Genomic DNA, 17,386 nt, shown 5'->3' on the forward strand with positions numbered 1-17,386 from the left:
GCGCATGTCGCCCCGGCGAGCCAGCGTAATGGCGACGCTAGGCTTTCCCGAGGCAGGTTGCCGCAACCGCGCGCGTCGCCGCCCAACTCGACGACAGGAGCCCCCATGCAGGCATGGTCCGCCCCGGACGTGCCCCCGCTGGCCCACCGGGACCCGCGGCGTCCGCGCGTGTTCGACACCGCGACCGGCCGTCTGGTTGAGGTGGGCCCGGCCTCGGACGCCGACGCCCGGCTCTACGTCTGCGGCATCACGCCCTACGACGCCACGCATCTCGGCCACGCCAACACCTACGTCGCGTTCGACCTGCTGAACCGCGTCTGGCGGGACGCCGGCGTGGGCGTCCGCTACACCCAGAACGTGACCGACGTCGACGACCCGCTGCTCGAGCGCGCCGACGCGACCGGCGTCGCGTGGGAGGAGCTGGCAGAAGACCAGACGCAACTGTTCCGCACCGACATGGAGGCCCTGTGCGTCCTGCCGCCCGACCACTACGTCGGGGCGGTCGAGTCCATCCCGCTGGTCGTGAGCCTGATCGAGCGACTCCGGCCGACGGGTCTTGTGTACCAGGTGGACGACCCCGAGCACCCCGACTGGTACTTCGCCTGCAGCGCCGCCGACGGCTTCATGGACGTCGCGCATCTCGACCTCGCGGCCGCCCGGGCGATCTTCGCCGAGCGTGGCGGGGACCCCGACCGCCCGGGCAAGCGCGACCCCCTCGATTGCCTGGTCTGGCGCCAGGCGCGCGACGGAGAGCCGGCATGGGAGTCGAGCCTGGGGCGGGGGCGTCCAGGTTGGCACATCGAGTGCACCGCCATCGCGCTGGAGCACCTCGGGGAGACCTTTGACGTCCAGGGCGGCGGCTCCGACCTGGTGTTCCCGCACCACGAGATGTGCGCCGTCGAGGCGCGCGCCGCCACGGGCGAGCCGTTCGCCCGCGCCTACGTGCACGCCGGCATGGTCGGCTACGACGGCGAAAAGATGAGCAAGTCCAAGGGCAACTTGGTGCTCGTCTCGAAGCTGCGCGAGCAGGGCGTCGACGCCCGGGCCATCCGGCTCGTGCTGCTCGCGCACCACTACCGCGACGACTGGGAGTACACCGACGCCGACCTGGCCGCGGCGCAGCAGCGCCTCGCCTCGTGGCTCGCGGTCACCAACGATGCCGGGGGCTTCACCGCCGACGAGACGGTCGCCGCGATCCGGGACGCGCTGCGCAACGACCTGGACGCCCCCGCGGCCCTGGCGGCCGTCGACACCTGGGTGGCGGCCCACACGAGCGTCGGCGGGGACGACCCGGCCGCCGTCGACGCCGTGGTCACCGCCGTGGATGCGCTGCTCGGCGTCCGCCTGAACGGCTAGGGTGGGGCCACGTGAAGACGTTCGAGGATCTGTTCGCGGAGCTGTCCGCCAAGGCGGCCGAACGGCCCGAGGGGTCGGGCACGGTGAAGGAGCTGGACGCCGGCGTCCACTTCATCGGCAAGAAGGTCGTCGAGGAGGCGGCCGAGTCGTGGATGGCCGCGGAGTTCCAGTCCGACGCCGAGACGGCCGAGGAGATCAGCCAGCTGCTCTACCACACGCAGGTCCTGATGATCGCGAAGGGTCTGACCCTCGCCGACGTCTACCGCTACCTCTGAGAGGCCGACCGTGACCGACCGACCGCTGCGCATCGCCCTGCCCAACAAGGGCTCCCTGGCCGAGGCGACCACCCACGTGCTGACCGAGGCGGGCTACCGGCAGCGCACCGACTCCAAGGATCTGGTGTTGCTCGACGCCGCCAACCAGGTCGAGTTCTACTACCTGCGGCCCCGCGACATCGCGGTGTACGTGGGGGAGCGGACGCTCGACCTCGGCTTCACCGGCCGCGACATGCTGCTCGACTCCGCGGCCGCCGCCGAGGAGGTGCTCGCCCTCGGGTTCGGCGGCACGAAGTTCCGCTTCGCCGCGCCGGGGGCGTCCGGCTGGAGCGCCGCCGACCTCCACGGCACCCGCATCGCCACCAGCTACCCGGGGCTGCTCGGGGCCTGGCTCGCCGAGCGTGGCATCGAGGCGCGCCTCATCAAGCTGGACGGGGCGGTCGAGTCGGCCGTCCGCCTGGGGGTGGCGGACGCCGTCGCCGACGTCGTCGAGACCGGTTCGACGCTCAAGCGCGCCGGGCTGGAGATGTTCGGCGAGCCGATCCTGGTGAGCGAGGCGATCCTGATCCAGCCGCGGGGCGTCGAGCGTCCGGCGGGGCTGGACCTGCTGCTGCGCCGCCTCGCCGGGGTCATGACCGCCCGCAACTACAAGATGATCGACTACAACGTCTCCGAGGCACGCCTCGAGGCCGCCTGTGCGATCACCCCCGGCATCGACAGCCCGACCGTGTCACCGCTGGCGCGCGACGGCTGGCTCGCGGTGCGCGCCATGATCCCGGCCGCCGAGGCGCACCGGCTCATGGATGAGCTGTGGGACGTCGGCGCCGAGGGCATCCTCGTCACCGACATCGCGGCGTGCCGCCTCTGAGCGGGTCGCTAGGGTGGGAGCCATGGGCCGTCCGAAGGAACTGAGTCAGGTCGAGCTGGCCGCGCACCCCCGCATGGTGCGCCGGCAGGCGATCCTGTGGTCGATCGTGTTGCCCGGGGCGGCGCTGCTGGGCTGGTTCATGCTGCCGGCATCGATTCGCGTCCTGTTCACCGGCCTGCAGATCGGCACGCTCGTCTTCTTCGTGCTCATCATGCTGGGCATCGTGTGGATCATGGCGATGTGCTGGGTGAAGGCCGGCCCGGAGGGCGTGGTGTTGCGCAACGGTCTCAAGCGCTATCACGTGCCGTGGGACGCCGTCGCGGCGGTTCGCTACTGGCCGGGCGACTCGTGGGCATTCCTCGAGAAGGGTCACCTCGACCAGCCGGTGCTCGCACTGCAGCGCGTGGACGGCCACTACACCGACGAGGACGTCGAGGTGCTCCGCGAGCTCCACGCCCGGTACGCGCCCGTCCGGCCCGCGTCCGATGTCGCCGTGCCCGGCGTTGAGGGGGGCGAGGGCTGATCAGCCCCAGGCGGGCAGCTTGTCGTTGACGGTGTCGCCGCCGTAGTCGATGCGGTCGTCCGGCTGGACGCGCACGACTTCGAGTTCCGGGTCGTCGAGCAGCGCCGTGGCGAGAGCCTCATCACCGCCGATGAGCGTGAAGCGGTGGTCGATCTCGGTGGCCACGAACCACGTGTGCTCCGCCGGCCAGATCAGATTGGGCGACTGCTCCGGTTCGAGGGGTGCGTCGCCCTGCCCACGTGTCACCAGCGCGAGGGGATGCAGGGGGCCGCGCAGGACGACGTAGCCGCGGGAGGGCAACTCCAGCAGCGGGGTGCGCCAGCTGTCGATCCGCCGGCCCTGGCCGAGCACCCGGCCCGGTCGCTCCGGGTCCAGACCGGCCGCGACGTAATCGAGACCGAAGCCGTTCCAGAAGGCGTAGTAAACCTCGTCGGCTGACGGCAGGTGGCCGAACAGCCGGCGCATCTCGGCCTCGGGCAGCGAGCCGATCATCGGCCCGTTCACGAACTCGTCCTGGTTGCGGCACAGGCCCTCCCACTGCATCAGGGGGTGCGCGAAGCGATACCGCTGGGCGGCGATGCGATCCCAACGGCGGCCGTCGGGGGCGGGGTGGAACAGGCGGAGGTAGACCGCGAATCCGGTGGGCACCTGCGAGCACACGGGCACACCGCGGCCCCAGCCCCACGGTTCCAGACGCGGCTCGATCCACGTGGTGGGGGAGAGGTCGGTGACGAGCTCGGGCGGTTGTGCGGGGTGGTGCACGTCAGTTGATGCCGCGCTTGCGGAGCAGTTCCGCGATCTCGTCGAACTCGGCGTCGGAGCCCGCCGCCTGGTTGCCGGGGGCGGCCGTCCCAGGGCGCGTCGCCCCACCGGCAGCGGCGGAGGTGTCGCGGCCGGTCACGGCCGGGCGGGGGCGTCCGCTCGCGGAGGCTCGCGCCGTCGGCGCAGCACTCCCGGACGCGGTGCGCGGCTGCTTCGCGGCGTCCTTGCGAGCGGCACGACGGTCGGCGAGTGATTCCGAGGGAATGAGCCGGCTGCCCAGCATGAGGAGGGCCGAGAGCCCCGCGAGCACGATGCCCGTCCAGACCAGCGGCGTCAGCGCGAGACCCTGCACCCAGGACGTCAGGGTGGTGATCGCGCCGTCGACGGCGGGCGCCAGGCCCAGCAGGTAGACGCCGGCGGGCAGCAGGGTGAGCCCGATCCACCAGAACACCGTCTTCACCTGGGCGCGGCGCCAGATCAGGGCCGTGACCACGGCGAAGAGCAGCGTCAGCACGACGGTGATGACGATGTGGAGGACGTCGGGTTGCATGGCTCCACCCTACGGCCCCCGGGAGCCCCGGTCCCAACCGGCGCTACCGTGGGCCCCGTGCGTTTTCTCGGCCAGCCCCAAGCGTCCTATGCCGGCGACACCGGCGCCCCCGACCCAAGGGTGCGGGCGGCGCTCGCGTCCGCCTACGACGACGCCCGCGCCTACCAGCGGGCCATCGTGGAGCTGTGCGTCGGCCGCTTCCTGCTGCCCATCGTCGCCACGGGCGACGAGGGTGGCGACGGCCCCGACCCCGACCGGCACGCCGAGATGGCGGCCGTCCTGGTGCAGTCGGACGCCGGCGCCACGGCCGTGCCGGTCTTCAGCGGCCTGGACGCCCTGACCGCCTGGCAGCCCCAGGCGCGACCCGTCCCGTGCACCCTGGACGACGTCGCCGCGACCGCCGCCGAGACCGGGTCGGTCGCCGTGGTCATCGACATCGCCGGTCCGGCGTCCTTGGTGCTGGAGGGCGACGTCCTCGCGCAGCTCGCGCAGGGCCGCCGGCTCGTGGAGCTCGACGACGGGGGTTTCGGCTGGGTCCACGCCCGCGGCAAGACCAATGCGGGGTGACCAGCCCTTGAACGGTGACCTGCCCAAGAAGGTGAACGCTGAGCCCGGCCCCAGTCTTAAGCGGCCCGGGCGCCCCTGCGACGGCGGTCAGGAACCGGCGTTCGCGCTGAACTCGTCGTTCACGAACGCGTCGGCCCCCAGCGGCGTGGTGTGGGTGATCTGCCCGCCGGCCATCCAGATGCGCTCCATCTGGTCGATGGTCTCGGGGTAGGGCGCCAGGCCCGGGTCGAAGGTGTACTTCGGCGCGGTGCGCAGCACCTCGATGTCCTGCGACGTCGCCTCGGCGAGGATCTGCAGGTTCTCCTCGTCGGTGGCACCCTCGCCCTGCAGGTCGGCCGCGCCCTGCACGAGCGCGTCGAAGAACTGCTGCGCGGCCGGGGTGGCGGCGAACTCGGGGCCGTACAGGACGCCGGTCGAGCTGACGCCCGCGGCGGGCACCCCGATCACGGTGCCGGCACCGTCACCGACGACCCGCTCCGACAGCGGCGCCGAGATGAGCGCGGCGTCCACCGCGCCCGTCGCCAGCGCGTTGGGCATGTCGGGGGTGGAGACGTTGACGATCTCCACGTCCGTCAGCTCCAGGCCGGCCTCCTCCAGGATCGACGCGACCAGGAACCCGCCCGTCGCCCCCGGGCCGCCCGCGGCGGCGATCCGCTTGCCCGCCAGATCGGCCACCGACGTCACCGAACCGTCGTCGTAGGACGCCTGCGCCGCGATGAGCGAGGTGGGCGAGTCCTCCGGGTCGCCGGTCTGGCGCCCCATCGAGCCGACCACCTGGAACTCCAGGCCCTCGCTGCGCGCGTTGAACATGCCGGCGGAGAAACCGGCGGTCAGCGCGTCCAGCCGCCCGGAGGCCAACAGCGGGATCGCGTCCTGGCCCGACTGCACCGCCTCCAGCTGCACCTCGACGCCGTTCTCGGCGAAGTACCCCTTGGCCTGGGCGATGTACAGCGGGGAGAACAGCGTCGACGGCACGTGGGCGACGCGGACGGTGGTGGTTTCGGTGCCTTCGGCCGTGCCGGCCGAGTCGGACGCCGACGGCGCGGCCTGCCCGGTGCAGCCGGCCAGGGCCAGGGCGAGGCCGGCCACCAGGCCGGCGATGCGGTTTGCGGTGCGCTTCACGGGAGTGCTCCTCAGGTGGGTGGTGCGGTCGGTTTCAGGGTTGGGGGAGGACGTCAGGACGCGCGGCGTCCGCGGCGCCACGGGATGGCCCGGCGCTCGAGCAGGGCGAACAGGGCGGTGAGGCCCGCGCCGAGCAGCGACACCATCACGAGCCCCACGTACATGCGGGCAGGCATGAACAGCGTCCAGGAGTTCCAGATGAGATAGCCCAGGCCGGTGTTGGACGCCAGCATCTCCACGGCGGTGATGACGATGACCCCCGTGCCCACCGCGACGCGGAACCCCGCGAAGACGTAGGGCAGCGCCCCGGGCAGGATCACGAAGCGGAAGCGGTCGAGCCCGCGGGCCCCGTAGGCCCGGGCGGCCTCGAGCAGCTTCGCGTCGATCGCGTGCACCCCGGCCACGGTGTTGATCTGCATGATGAAGAACACGCTGATCACCACCGACAGGATCCGCGGCGTCTCCGTGAGGCCGAAGATGAACAACAAGATGGGCAGGATGGCCACCTTCGGCAGCGCGTACAGCGCCGCGAACGTCGGGCCGAGCGCGGCGTTGAGCGCGCGGGAGGTGCCCATGAGCAACCCGACGACGACCCCCAGCACCGCCCCGATCAGCCCGCCGATGGTGAGGCGCCCGAGCGTGGCGAGCGTGTGGGTGGCCAGCGAACCGTCGGACGCCATGGTCGCGGCCTGGGCGGCCACGGCGGTGGGGGAGGAGAAGACGCGGATGTCGATCCACCCCGCCCGGGCGGCCACCTCCCACAGGGCCAGCAGCGCCACCGGCGTCGCGACGGCCAGCACGAGATCCCGGGTGCGCAGGCGCCGCTCGCGGGCGCGCTCGTCGCGGGCTGCCGCCTCGGTGCGCGCCGCGCGGTCGGGCGACTCGCTGGGCGCGGACGCCGGCGTCGCGGCGTGGTTCGTGGGCGTCATGCCCCCTCCTCGGTGGCGCGGACGTCGTCCTTGAGCAGGCCCCAGATGCGGTGGCGTAGGTCGACGAACGCCGGGTCGCGTTCGATGCCCATCGTGCGGGGGCGGGGGAACGGCACGGCGATGTCGGACGTGATGCGCCCCGGTCGGGTCGACATCACGATGATCCGGTCGCCGAGCAGGATCGCCTCCTCGATGTCGTGGGTCACCATGAGCACCGTCTTGCGCTCGGCCTCCCACAGGGTCAGCAGCTCCTCCTGCATGAGCTGCCGGGTCTGCGCGTCCAGCGCGCCGAGGGGCTCGTCCATGAGCAGCACCGCGGAGCCGGTCGCGAAGGCGCGCGCGATGGCGACGCGCTGCCGCATGCCACCCGAGAGCTGGTGGGGGTAGTGGCCCTCGAAGGCGGCCAGCCCGACGCGGGAGATCCAGTCGCGTGCCGTGGCCGTCCGGGCGGACGCCCCCGCCCCGTTCATGCGCAGCCCGAAGGCCACGTTGTCGAGCACGGTCATCCAGGGGAACACGCCGTGCTCCTGGAACACGAACGCCTCGCTGACGCGCTGGCCGCTCTGGGGACGCCGCACCTCGCCGGAGGTGAGCGGCTCCAGGCCGCCCATGATGCGCAGCAGCGTCGACTTGCCGCAGCCGGACGGGCCCACGATGCAGGTGAACGACCCCGGGTCGAGGGTGAGCGAGACGCCGTCGAGGGCCCACACCGGATCCGATCCGGAGAAGAAGACCTTCGACACCTCGCGGGCCTCCACGGTGGCGGCCTTGGCCATGCTGCGATCCTCCCGGGCTCGGTGATGGGTGCGTGCACGTCGGTGTGAAAGGCACCAGACTAGGGGGCGGAACCGGGCGTCCGCGTCCGCCGACACATCGTGGGCGGGCAGCCGACTTGGGCGAGGGCGCGGGGTCCGATAGGATGGACGGGTTCGACCACCCGTCGAGGGTGCGTTCGCTGCGAAGTGGAGTCGCCAAGCTCCCACCCGCCCGGCCCCCGGCCGGCAGGGTATCGGTGCCCCCGGGGAGTCGGGGTGAGTGCCGCTGGGCTTGGGCTTCCGCACGCAGCGGGAGCCCTTTTCGTGTGTCGACGCCCACCACGACAGGGAGGCACACCCATCAGCACCGAACCGCGCATCAACGATCGCATCCATGTGAACGAAGTACGCCTGGTCGGCCCCAACGGCGAGCAGGTCGGCATCGTCCGCATTGACGACGCCCTGCGCCTGGCCCGCGAGGCGGATCTCGACCTGGTCGAGGTCGCGCCGCAGGCCCGTCCGCCGGTCGCGAAGCTCATGGACTACGGAAAGTTCAAGTACGAGAGCGCGCAGAAGGCGCGCGAGAGCCGACGCAACCAGACGAACACGGTCATCAAGGAGATGAAGCTCCGCCCGAAGATCGACGACCACGACTACGAGACGAAGAAGGGCCACGTGGTCCGCTTCCTCCGTGGCGGGGACAAGGTGAAGATCACCATCATGTTCCGTGGCCGCGAGCAGAGCCGCCCCGAGCTCGGCTACAACCTGCTCAAGCGCCTCGCCGACGACGTGGCGGAGGACGGCAGCGTCGAGAGCCAGCCGCGCCAGGACGGCCGCAACATGCTCATGGTGCTCACGCCCACTCGGCGCAAGGCCGAGGCCCGCGCCGAGGAGCAGGCCGCCAAGCAGGTCCGCGCCGAGCAGCGTCAGGCCGACGCCGAGGCCGAGGCCCGGGAGGCCGCCGAGCAGCGGGCCGCGGCGCACGCGTCCGCCCAGCCCCGGCGCAAGCGGGGGCCGGCCGACAACCTGGATCCCGACGTCATCTGACGTCGATCGCCATCCGCACGGGCCCGCCCGGGATCCGTGTGCCAAGAACCTGCGACCTCGCGCCCGGGGTCGTGCCGAAGAAAGAAGGAGCGGCGACATGCCGAAGATGAAGACGCACTCCGGTGCCAAGAAGCGGTTCCGGGTCACCGGCAGCGGCAAGATCATGCGCCGCCGCGCCGGCAAGATGCACCTCAACGAGCACAAGCCCACGACGCGCACCCGCCGCCTGAGCAATGACGTCGTGCTGAGCGAGGCCGACACCAAGACCGCCAAGCGCCTGCTCGGCAAGTGACCCACCCGAACTGACACCCACGAGGAGATACCACCATGGCTCGCGTCAAGCGCTCCGTGAACGCGAAGAAGAAGCGCCGTGAGGTGCTGGACGAGGCGTCCGGCTACCGCGGCCAGCGCTCGCGCCTGTACCGCAAGGCCAAGGAGCAGCTGCTCCACAGCTACACGTACAGCTACGACCACCGCAAGGACAAGAAGGGCGACTTCCGCCGCCTGTGGATCCAGCGGATCAACGCCGGCGCCCGCGCCAACGGCATGACCTACAACCGGTTCATCTCCGGCCTGAAGGCCGCCGGTGTCGAGGTCGACCGCAAGATCCTGGCGGATCTGGCCGTGACCGACGAGCAGGCGTTCGCGTCGCTGGTCGAGCTGGCCAAGGCCAGCCAGCCCGCCGCCGCCTGAGACGGTCCACGCCGCGCGGCAGCCGGGGTTCCCACGTGTCCCGGGCTGCCGCGCGCGCATGTTCGCGTCCGTCAGATGTGCAAGGCTGGGCGACGCGAGATTCGGAGGGATGATGAGCGAACGCATCGAGCTCGAGGAGCCGAGCAACGCCGACCTGCGCAAGGCGCGCAGCCTGCTGCGCCGCAAGGAGCGCCGTGAATCCGGCCTGTTCCTGGTCGAGGGACGCCAGGGGGTCCGCGAGGCCCTCGCGGTGCCGGGCGTGGTCGAGTCGCTGTTCGTGCGCTGGTCGGACGCCGCCGCCAACGTCGACCTCATCGACGCCGCCCGCGCCGAGGCCGTCCCGGTCTACGCCGTCAGCGAGCAGAACCTCGGCACGATGTCCGACACCGTGACGCCCCAGGGCGTCATCGCCGTCGCCAACCGCGTCGACGTCGACCTCTCGACCGTGCTCGGCACGCGCCGCAAGGATCCGACGCAGCCCAAGAAGAAGCACGAGCGCAAGGACGTGGCGCTGATCGTCATCTGCGCCCAGATCCGCGACCCCGGCAACGCGGGCACGGTGATCCGGTGCGCGGACGCCTTCGGCGCGGACGCCGTCGTGTTCAGCTCCGACTCGGTCGAGGTCTACAACCCCAAGACGGTGCGCGCCTCGGTTGGCAGCCTGTTCCACCTCCCCGTCGTGGTCGGCGTGGAGTTGGAGGCGACCATCGAGGCCTGCCGCGCCGCCGGCATGCAGGTGTTCGCCACCGACGGGGACGCCGGGGTCGACCTGACCGATCTCGGGGAGCAGCTCGGCCGGCCGACGGCCTGGGTGATGGGCAACGAGGCGTGGGGCCTGCCGGCCGAACACCTCGACCTGGCCGACACCACCGTGGCCGTGCCGATCTACGGCCACGCCGAGTCGCTGAACCTGGCCACCGCCGCCGCGATCTGCCTGTACGCCTCGGCGTCCGCGCAGCGCACGGCCTGAGCGCCTTCCGCCGCGGGGCGCTGCCCTCGCGGCTCGAAGCGCAGACCCGCCGAACCGCACGCCACCTGAGAGCACGTTGAGTAGCCACGAAGGAGAGCCCATGTCGGGCCCGAACGACCAGTACGACCCGAAGCAGGTGTCGGCGCTGAGCGAGGAGTCGCTGGCGGCGACCGTGGCGGACGCCCTGGGGGCGTTCGCGGCGGCGTCCGACAGCGCCTCGCTGAAGGCCGCGCGGTTGGCGCACACCGGCGACCGGTCGCCGATCGCGCTGGCCAACCGCGAGATCGGCGCCCTGCCGCCGGCCGCCCGCAAGGACGCCGGCCGCCGCATGGGGGCCGCGCGGGGGCAGATCAACGCCGCCCTGGCCGCGCGTGCCGAGGAGATCGAGGCCGCCGAGCTGGAGGAGGCGCTCACGCGGGAGGCCATCGACGTGACGCTGCCGGTGGCGCTGGCGCCGCAGGGGGCGATCCACCCGATCACCGGCCTGATGGACCTGATGGGCGACGTGTTCGTCGCCATGGGCTGGGAGATCGCCGAGGGCCCCGAGGTCGAGGCCGAGTGGATGAACTTCGATGCCCTCAACCTGCACCCCGACCACCCGGCCCGCGCCGAGACCGACACGCTGTTCGTCGAGCCCGCCTCGGCGCACCGCGTGCTGCGCACGCACACCTCGCCGGTGCAGATCCGCGCGCTGCTCAACCGCGAGCTGCCGGTCTACGTCGTGTGTCCGGGCAAGGTGTTCCGCTCCGATGAGTTCGACGCCACGCACGTCCCGGCGTTCCACCAGATCGAGGGGCTGGTGGTCGACAAGGGCATCACGCTGGCGCACCTGAAGGGCACGCTCGATCACCTGGCGCAGGCGATGTTCGGCGACGTGACAACGCGTTTCCGGCCCAACTACTTCCCGTTCACCGAGCCCAGCGCGGAGATGGATCTGGAGTGCTTCGTGTGCCACGGCGCCTCCGTCGGCAATCCGGACGCGCCCTGCCGCACCTGCCGCAGCGAGGGCTGGATCGAGTGGGGCGGCTGCGGCGTCGTCAACCCCCGCGTGCTGCGCGCCGCGGGCGTGGACGCCGACGTCTACAGCGGGTTCGCGTTCGGCATGGGCATCGAGCGCACGCTCATGTTCCGCAACAACGCCGAGGACATGCGCGACATGGTCGAGGGCGACGTCCGGTTCAGCCGGTCGCTGAAGGGGGAGTCCCGGTGAGGGTCACGAAGAGCTGGATCGCCGAGTACGCCGCGCTGCCCGCGGGTCTGTCGGGCCGCGAGCTGGGCGAGGCGCTGGTGCGCGCCGGCCTGGAGGTGGAGCGCGTCGAGGCCGTGGGCGGCGACGTCACAGGGCCGCTGGTCATCGGCCGGGTCGTCGACTTCGTCGAGGAGCCGCAGAAGAACGGCAAGACCATCCGGTGGTGCCACGTGGACGTCGGCGCCGAGCTGGCCCCCGACGCCGCCCCGGGGCCGCTGCGCGGCGAGACGGTGGAGCGGATCGGCTCCCCGGGGGGCGGGTACTGGCCGCGCGGCGTGATCTGCGGTGCCCTGAACTTCGCCCCGGGTGACCACGTGGTGGTGGCGCTGCCGGGCACGACGCTGCCGGACCCCACGCAACCGGGCGGCTTCACCATCGGCTCCCGCAGGACCTACGGGCACCTCAGCGACGGCATGATCTGCGCCGAGGACGAGTTGGGCCTGGGCGAGGACCACAGCGGCATCATCGTGCTGGGTGACATCGACGCGGCGGGGGAGCCGTGGGTGCTCGGCGCTCCGGCGCTGGACGCCATGGGGGTGGCCGACGAGGTGCTCGACATGCCGATCACCTCCGACATGGGGCACTGCCTGTCGGTGCGCGGCCTGGCCCGCGAGGCGTCCCAGTCGCTCGGGGTGGCGTTCACCGACGTGATCGCCCACCCGACACCGGCGGCGTCCGAGGGCGGGTATCCGGTGCGGCTGGAGTCCGACGCCTGCCCGCTGTTCGTGGCGCTGACGGTCGAGGGGTTCGACCCGGCGGCACCCAGCCCGAGCTGGCTGCGCCAGCGGCTGGCGGCCTGCGGCATGCGCTCGATCTCGCTGAGCGTCGACATCTCCAACTACGTCATGCTCGAGACCGGCCAACCGAACCACTGTTACGACGCGGACGCCCTCGCCGGGCCCCTCGTCGTGCGGCGCGCCCGCGGTGGGGAGACGCTCGTGACGCTGGACGGCGTGACGCGTCGGCTGGACGACGAGGACCTGCTGATCACCGACGAGACCGGCCCGATCGGCTTGGCCGGCGTCATGGGCGGGGAGACCACCGAGCTGCGCGACGCGACGACCCGCATCGTCATCGAGGCCGCCCACTTCGATCCGATCAGCATCGCGCGAACCTCGCGCAGGCACCGACTGGTGAGCGAGGCGTCCAAGCGCTTCGAACGCCACGTGGACGCCGGCGCCGCCTACTCCGCCGCCCGACGGGTGGCCGAGCTGCTGGTGGAGCTGGGCGGGGGAGAGCTCGTCGCCGAGACGGTGGCCGGGTCCGTGCCCGCGATGCCCACCCAGACGCTCGCTGCGAACCTGCCGGAGCGGATCCTCGGCATGCCGGTGAGCGCCGATCAGGTGGTGGCGATCCTGACCGCCTCCGGGGTGCGCGTGGCGGGTGTGGACGAGCCGGTTGCGGACGGCGGCGAGGCGGCGCCGGGGGCGTCCCTCACCGTGACCCCGCCGACCTGGCGCAGCGACCTCGTGGACCCCTTCGACTACGTCGAGGAGGTCGGCATCAAGGTGGGGTACGACCGTATTCCATCGGTGGTGCCCACCGCGCCCGCCGGACGCGGCCTCACCCGCGAGCAACACCTGCGGCGTGCCGTCACGCGGGCGGTCGCCACGAGCGGCTTCGTCGAGGTGCTCACGTTCCCGTGGGTGGGCCAGGCGGACGCCGACGCGCTCGGGCTGCTGGCCGACGATCGGCGCCGCCGCGGCGTCCGGCTGGCGAACCCGCTGGCCGACACCGCGCCGGTGCTGCGCACGACGATCCTGCCCGGGCTGTTCGGGGCGCTCGCGCGCAACGCCTCGCGCGGCATCGATGACGTGGCGCTGTTCGAGGCGGGCCGGGTGTTCTTCTCGGCCGGCGACGAGCCGACTCCGCTGCCCGGGGTGTCGGGCCGCCCGTCGGAGTCCGACCTGGCCGCCATCGAGGCGACCCTGCCCGAGCAGCCGCGTCATCTCGCGGCCGTGGTGGCAGGCGACTGGCTTCCGGCTGGCTGGGACGGCCCCGCGCAGCCCGCGGGTTGGCGGCAGGCGTTCGGCCTGGCCGAGCTCGTGGCGACGACCGTGGGCGCCGAGCTGACGCGGGCGCCGGCGTCCGTCATGCCGTGGCACCCGGGGCGGTGCGCCGAGCTGGTCGTGTCCGGGACGGTCGTCGGCCACGCCGGCGAGCTGCACCCCAGCGTCATCAAGGCCTTCGACCTCCCGGCCCGCACGGCCGCCCTCGAGTTGGACCTCGACCTGCTGCTCTCGCTGGCCGGCGAGCCCGGCTCGGTCGCCGCGGTGTCGACGCACCCGGTGGTGAAGGAGGACGTGGCGCTCGTGGTGGAGGAGTCCGTCGGCGCGGCGTCGCTGGAGTCCGCGCTGGTCGCGGGCGGCGGAACGCTGCTGGAATCGGTGCGCCTCTTCGACGTCTACACAGGCGATCCGGTGCCGGCGGGCAAGAAGTCCGTCGCGTTCGCGCTGCGGTTCCGCGCGCCGGATCGGACGCTGACCGACGCCGAGGTGGCCCAGGCCCGCGCCGCCGCCGTCGCCGAGGCGGCGCGCGCGTGGGGTGCCGAGCTGCGGGCCTGACCCATCCTGGCGCGTGGAGCGCGCACACGGACTCCTCCACCACGGGGGTCGCCCATGATCGCGCTCACCACGTGGCGCAGGGGAACTCACGTGGCGCACGTGGTCACCACGTGGCGCAGTGGGCCTCACGTGGCGGGCCTTGCACGGGCCTCCACGTGAGCTTCACTGCGCCACGTGCTGTTGAGGTGCGCCACGTGGGCTCGCACGACGCCGCGTCGACTCACGGAGCGCAGCCGCCTCCCTGCCGCTGCGCCCGCCTCCCTGCCGCTGCGCCCGCCTCCCTGCCGGAGCGCCCGCCTCCCTGTCCGCAATCGACGACCCTGGTGGTGCAACGCTGGGGTGGTGCGATCCGCGCAGGGTGGCGAGCGTGGCGCTAGGGAAGCGACGGTTCCGGCAGGGTAGTGGGGCTTGTTCTGCCAGGGAGTCGGGCGCCACACCACAGAGTCGAGCGAACCACCGGGGGTGGTGGGCCTGACGACAGGAAGCGGGGACAGTCGTGCCGCCCGACGCCCGCGTGGAAGGATGGGTGGGCCATGGTGATCACCGACTTTCTGCCCCCCGACGGTTCCGCCGACCCCGACGACCTGGAGACCGGCTTCGTCGCCTGGGCCACGGCGCAGGGACTGACCCTGTACCCCCACCAGGAGGAGTCGCTGCTCGAACTCCTCGTCGGCAACAACGTCATCGTCACCACCCCCACGGGCTCGGGCAAGACGCTGATCGCCACCGCGGCGCACTTCGCGGCCTTCGCCCGCGGCGTCCGGACGTACTACACCGCCCCCATCAAGGCGCTGGTGAGCGAGAAGTTCTTCGCGTTGGTCGACACCTTCGGCGCCGAGAACGTCGGCATGGTCACCGGTGACGCCGCCGTCAACGCCGACGCCCCCATCGTGTGCTGCACCGCCGAGATTCTGGCCAACATCGCCCTCCGCGAAGGGGTGGACGCCGTCGTGGGGCAGGTCGTCATGGACGAGTTCCACTTCGTCGCCGACCCCGACCGAGGCTGGGCCTGGCACGTTCCGCTCGTGGAGCTGCCCCAGGCGCAGTTCCTACTCATGTCGGCCACCCTCGGCGACGTCACCCGGCTCGCCGAGCGGCTCACCACCGCCACCGGACGCGAGACCGCCGTGATCGGCGGGGCGGAGCGGCCGGTCCCGCTGTCGTTCTCGTGGTCGCTCGAGCCCATCCACGAGACGATCGAGCAGCTCATCGCCACCCACCAGGCGCCCGTCTACGTCGTCCACGGCACCCAGGCGGCGGCCGTCGAGCGAGCCCAGGCGCTGCTCAGCCAGGGCATCACCGACCCCGCGCGCCGTGCCGAGATCGGTGAGGCGCTCAAGGGGTTCGGCTTCGCGGGCGGCTTCGGCACCACGCTGGAAAAGCTGCTCCGCTCCGGCATCGCCGTGCACCACGCCGGCATGCTGCCCCGCTACCGGCGCCTCGTGGAGCGCCTCGCCCAGCGCGGCCTGCTCGCGGTGATCTGCGGCACCGACACTCTGGGCGTCGGCATCAACGTCCCCATCCGCACCGTACTGTTCAGCGCCCTCACCAAGTTCGACGGACGCCGCCAGCGCGTCCTGCGCAGCCGCGAGTTCCACCAGATCGCCGGACGCGCGGGCCGCGCCGGCTACGACACCGTCGGCTACGTCGTCGCGCAGGCCCCCGAGCACGAGGTGGAGAACGCCCGTATTCTCGCCAAGTTCGCCGGCGACCCGAAGAAGCTCCGCTCCGTCCGCCGCAAGCAGCCGCCGCCCGACTTCGTCAACTACACCGAGTCGACGTTCACCAAGCTCATCGCGTCCACCCCCGAGGAGCTCCACCCCCGCCTGTCCATCAGCCACGCCCTGCTGCTCAACCTCCTGCAGCGCGACGTCGACACCGCCGAGGTGCTCGTGCGGCTCATCGACTCGGTCAACCCGGACGCCGCCACCCGCCGTCGTCTCATCCGGCGGGCCGCCCAGCTCGCCCGCTCCCTCGTCCGGGCGGGGATCGTCGTGCGCCGCGACGAGCCCACCCGGGGAGGACGCCTGTACTCCGTCAGCGTCGATCTGCAGCGCGACTTCGCGCTCAACCAGCCGCTCAGCGCCTTTGCGCTGGCCGCCATCGAGACCCTCGACCCGGCATCGCCGGAGTACGCCCTCGACGTGGTCAGCGTGGTCGAGGCGACCCTGGAGAACCCCATGGTGATCCTGCTCGCCCAGCAGTTCCGCGAGCGTGGCGAGGTGGTCGCGGAGCTGAAGGCCGACGGTGTGGAGTTCGAGGAGCGTCAGGAGATCCTCGACGAGGTCACGTGGCCGCGCCCGCTCGCCGAGCCGCTCGAACAGCTGTACGGCCTCTACGCCACGACGCACCCCTGGTTGGCCGAGACCCCGCTGTCGCCCAAGGCCGTCGTCCGCGACATGTACGCCCGCGGCATGACGTTCGGCGAGTTCGTGGCCCACTACAAGATCCAGCGCTCCGAGGGCCTGCTCCTGCGCTACCTCTCCGACGCGTGGCGGGCCTTGCGCCAGACCGTGCCCGAGGCGTCGCGCACCGACGAGCTCGGTGACCTGATCGCGTGGCTCGGGGAGGTCGTCCGGCTCGTCGACTCCTCACTGCTCGATGAGTGGACGAAGCTCGCCGGCATGGCCGGGGAGGCAACGCCCGCCGAGGACGCGCCGCCACCCCCGGCCCGCCCGGTCACCGGAAACGAGCGCGCCTTCCGCGTCCTCGTCCGCAACGCCCTGTGGCGCCGCATCGAGCTGATGGCCGACGACGACCTGGACGCGCTCGCGTCCCTGGAGACCGGCCAGCAGGTCGTGATGACCCGCCGCCACTGGGACGAGGCCCTGGAGCTCTACTACGCCGAACACGACCGGCTCGGCACGGACGCCGACGCCCGCGGCCCGCGCTTCTTCGACGTCGAGGCGAAGGGCCGCACCTGGCAGGTGCGCCAGATCGTCGCCGACCCTGAGGGCAACCACGACTGGGCGGTCCACGCGTGGGTCGACCTCGACGAGTGTGACGCCGCCGGCGAGCTCGTGGTGCACACCACCGACGTCAGCCGGCAGGACTGAGCACCCCCAGGCCAGCACCAGCGTCCGGCAGGTGGGAGGAGCGCTGTCGGGTGGCGTGTGCTCGGAGGACGGAGCAGACCCGGTAGACTGCGGCGAGCTG

Annotated in this window: 17 protein-coding genes; 12 read left to right on the forward strand and 5 right to left on the reverse strand. The window is 72.2% G+C overall.

Annotation, left to right across the window (positions count from 1 at the left end; all coding sequences use genetic code 11):
* Window positions 1-105: 105 nt before the first annotated feature.
* From mshC to PCC79_RS06135, 4 genes are read left to right on the forward strand one after another with little or no spacing between them, the layout of a single operon-like run.
* On the forward strand, window positions 106-1,356 hold the full coding sequence (mshC, locus tag PCC79_RS06120; RefSeq protein WP_342373297.1) for a cysteine--1-D-myo-inosityl 2-amino-2-deoxy-alpha-D-glucopyranoside ligase: 1,251 nt from the start codon (window positions 106-108) through the stop codon (window positions 1,354-1,356).
* Between the two features lie 11 nt (window positions 1,357-1,367).
* Entirely contained in the window at window positions 1,368-1,631 is a 264-nt protein-coding gene (locus tag PCC79_RS06125; protein ID WP_232549688.1) for a phosphoribosyl-ATP diphosphatase, read from the forward strand.
* Between the two features lie 10 nt (window positions 1,632-1,641).
* Window positions 1,642-2,499, forward strand: coding sequence for an ATP phosphoribosyltransferase (gene hisG, locus PCC79_RS06130; protein WP_342373298.1), 858 nt, complete (start codon window positions 1,642-1,644; stop codon window positions 2,497-2,499).
* A gap of 22 nt (window positions 2,500-2,521) precedes the next feature.
* Entirely contained in the window at window positions 2,522-3,022 is a 501-nt protein-coding gene (locus PCC79_RS06135; protein ID WP_342373299.1) for a PH domain-containing protein, read from the forward strand.
* Here the strand turns inward: PCC79_RS06135 and PCC79_RS06140 are convergent, their stop codons facing one another.
* Window positions 3,023-3,784 carry a hypothetical protein gene (locus PCC79_RS06140; RefSeq protein WP_342373300.1) on the reverse strand — a complete coding sequence of 254 codons (762 nt, stop codon included), beginning with the start codon at window positions 3,782-3,784 and terminating at the stop codon, window positions 3,023-3,025.
* Between the two features lies 1 nt (window position 3,785).
* Window positions 3,786-4,334: a hypothetical protein gene (locus PCC79_RS06145; protein ID WP_342373302.1), complete on the reverse strand. Its 549-nt coding sequence runs from the start codon at window positions 4,332-4,334 to the stop codon at window positions 3,786-3,788.
* Between the two features lie 57 nt (window positions 4,335-4,391).
* Here PCC79_RS06145 and PCC79_RS06150 point away from each other — a divergent pair, with 57 nt between their 5' ends.
* Window positions 4,392-4,901 (forward strand): SseB family protein, encoded by a 510-nt coding sequence (locus PCC79_RS06150; RefSeq protein ID WP_342373303.1) that lies wholly within the window; start codon window positions 4,392-4,394, stop codon window positions 4,899-4,901.
* An 87-nt stretch (window positions 4,902-4,988) separates the two neighbouring features.
* On the opposite strand, the gene PCC79_RS06155 is transcribed toward PCC79_RS06150, so the two are convergent.
* Genes PCC79_RS06155 through PCC79_RS06165 form a run of 3 tightly spaced genes read right to left on the reverse strand, consistent with a single transcriptional unit; the run spans window position 4,989 to window position 7,728 of the window.
* Window positions 4,989-6,023 carry an ABC transporter substrate-binding protein gene (locus PCC79_RS06155; RefSeq protein ID WP_342373304.1) on the reverse strand — a complete coding sequence of 345 codons (1,035 nt, stop codon included), beginning with the start codon at window positions 6,021-6,023 and terminating at the stop codon, window positions 4,989-4,991.
* Window positions 6,024-6,076: 53 nt separating this feature from the next.
* Window positions 6,077-6,952, reverse strand: coding sequence for an ABC transporter permease (locus PCC79_RS06160; protein ID WP_232549681.1), 876 nt, complete (start codon window positions 6,950-6,952; stop codon window positions 6,077-6,079).
* Entirely contained in the window at window positions 6,949-7,728 is a 780-nt protein-coding gene (locus PCC79_RS06165; RefSeq protein WP_342373305.1) for an ABC transporter ATP-binding protein, read from the reverse strand. The genes PCC79_RS06160 and PCC79_RS06165 overlap by 4 nt, the downstream gene beginning before the upstream one ends.
* Before the next feature lie 303 nt (window positions 7,729-8,031).
* Between PCC79_RS06165 and infC the strand changes: the two genes are divergently transcribed.
* From infC to PCC79_RS06200, 7 genes are all read left to right on the forward strand, one after another.
* On the forward strand, window positions 8,032-8,754 hold the full coding sequence (gene infC / locus PCC79_RS06170; protein WP_232549680.1) for a translation initiation factor IF-3: 723 nt from the start codon (window positions 8,032-8,034) through the stop codon (window positions 8,752-8,754).
* Window positions 8,755-8,851: 97 nt separating this feature from the next.
* Window positions 8,852-9,046, forward strand: coding sequence for a 50S ribosomal protein L35 (gene rpmI, locus PCC79_RS06175; RefSeq protein ID WP_342373306.1), 195 nt, complete (start codon window positions 8,852-8,854; stop codon window positions 9,044-9,046).
* Between the two features lie 35 nt (window positions 9,047-9,081).
* The gene (gene rplT / locus PCC79_RS06180) at window positions 9,082-9,447 is read left to right on the forward strand and encodes a 50S ribosomal protein L20 (RefSeq protein WP_232549678.1); all 366 of its coding nucleotides are present in this window, start codon (window positions 9,082-9,084) and stop codon (window positions 9,445-9,447) included.
* Window positions 9,448-9,559: 112 nt separating this feature from the next.
* A complete protein-coding gene (locus PCC79_RS06185; protein WP_232549677.1) occupies window positions 9,560-10,417 on the forward strand; it encodes a TrmH family RNA methyltransferase in 858 nt (285 codons plus the stop codon).
* Between the two features lie 100 nt (window positions 10,418-10,517).
* A complete protein-coding gene (gene pheS / locus PCC79_RS06190; RefSeq protein ID WP_232549676.1) occupies window positions 10,518-11,627 on the forward strand; it encodes a phenylalanine--tRNA ligase subunit alpha in 1,110 nt (369 codons plus the stop codon).
* Window positions 11,624-14,230 (forward strand): phenylalanine--tRNA ligase subunit beta, encoded by a 2,607-nt coding sequence (gene pheT / locus PCC79_RS06195; RefSeq protein WP_232549675.1) that lies wholly within the window; start codon window positions 11,624-11,626, stop codon window positions 14,228-14,230. The genes pheS and pheT overlap by 4 nt, the downstream gene beginning before the upstream one ends.
* A gap of 533 nt (window positions 14,231-14,763) precedes the next feature.
* Entirely contained in the window at window positions 14,764-17,286 is a 2,523-nt protein-coding gene (locus PCC79_RS06200; RefSeq protein WP_342373307.1) for a DEAD/DEAH box helicase, read from the forward strand.
* Window positions 17,287-17,386 lie beyond the last annotated feature (100 nt).

The sequence above is a fragment of the Propioniciclava soli genome (assembly GCF_038502305.1).
Classification (GTDB): domain Bacteria; phylum Actinomycetota; class Actinomycetes; order Propionibacteriales; family Propionibacteriaceae; genus Propioniciclava; species Propioniciclava soli.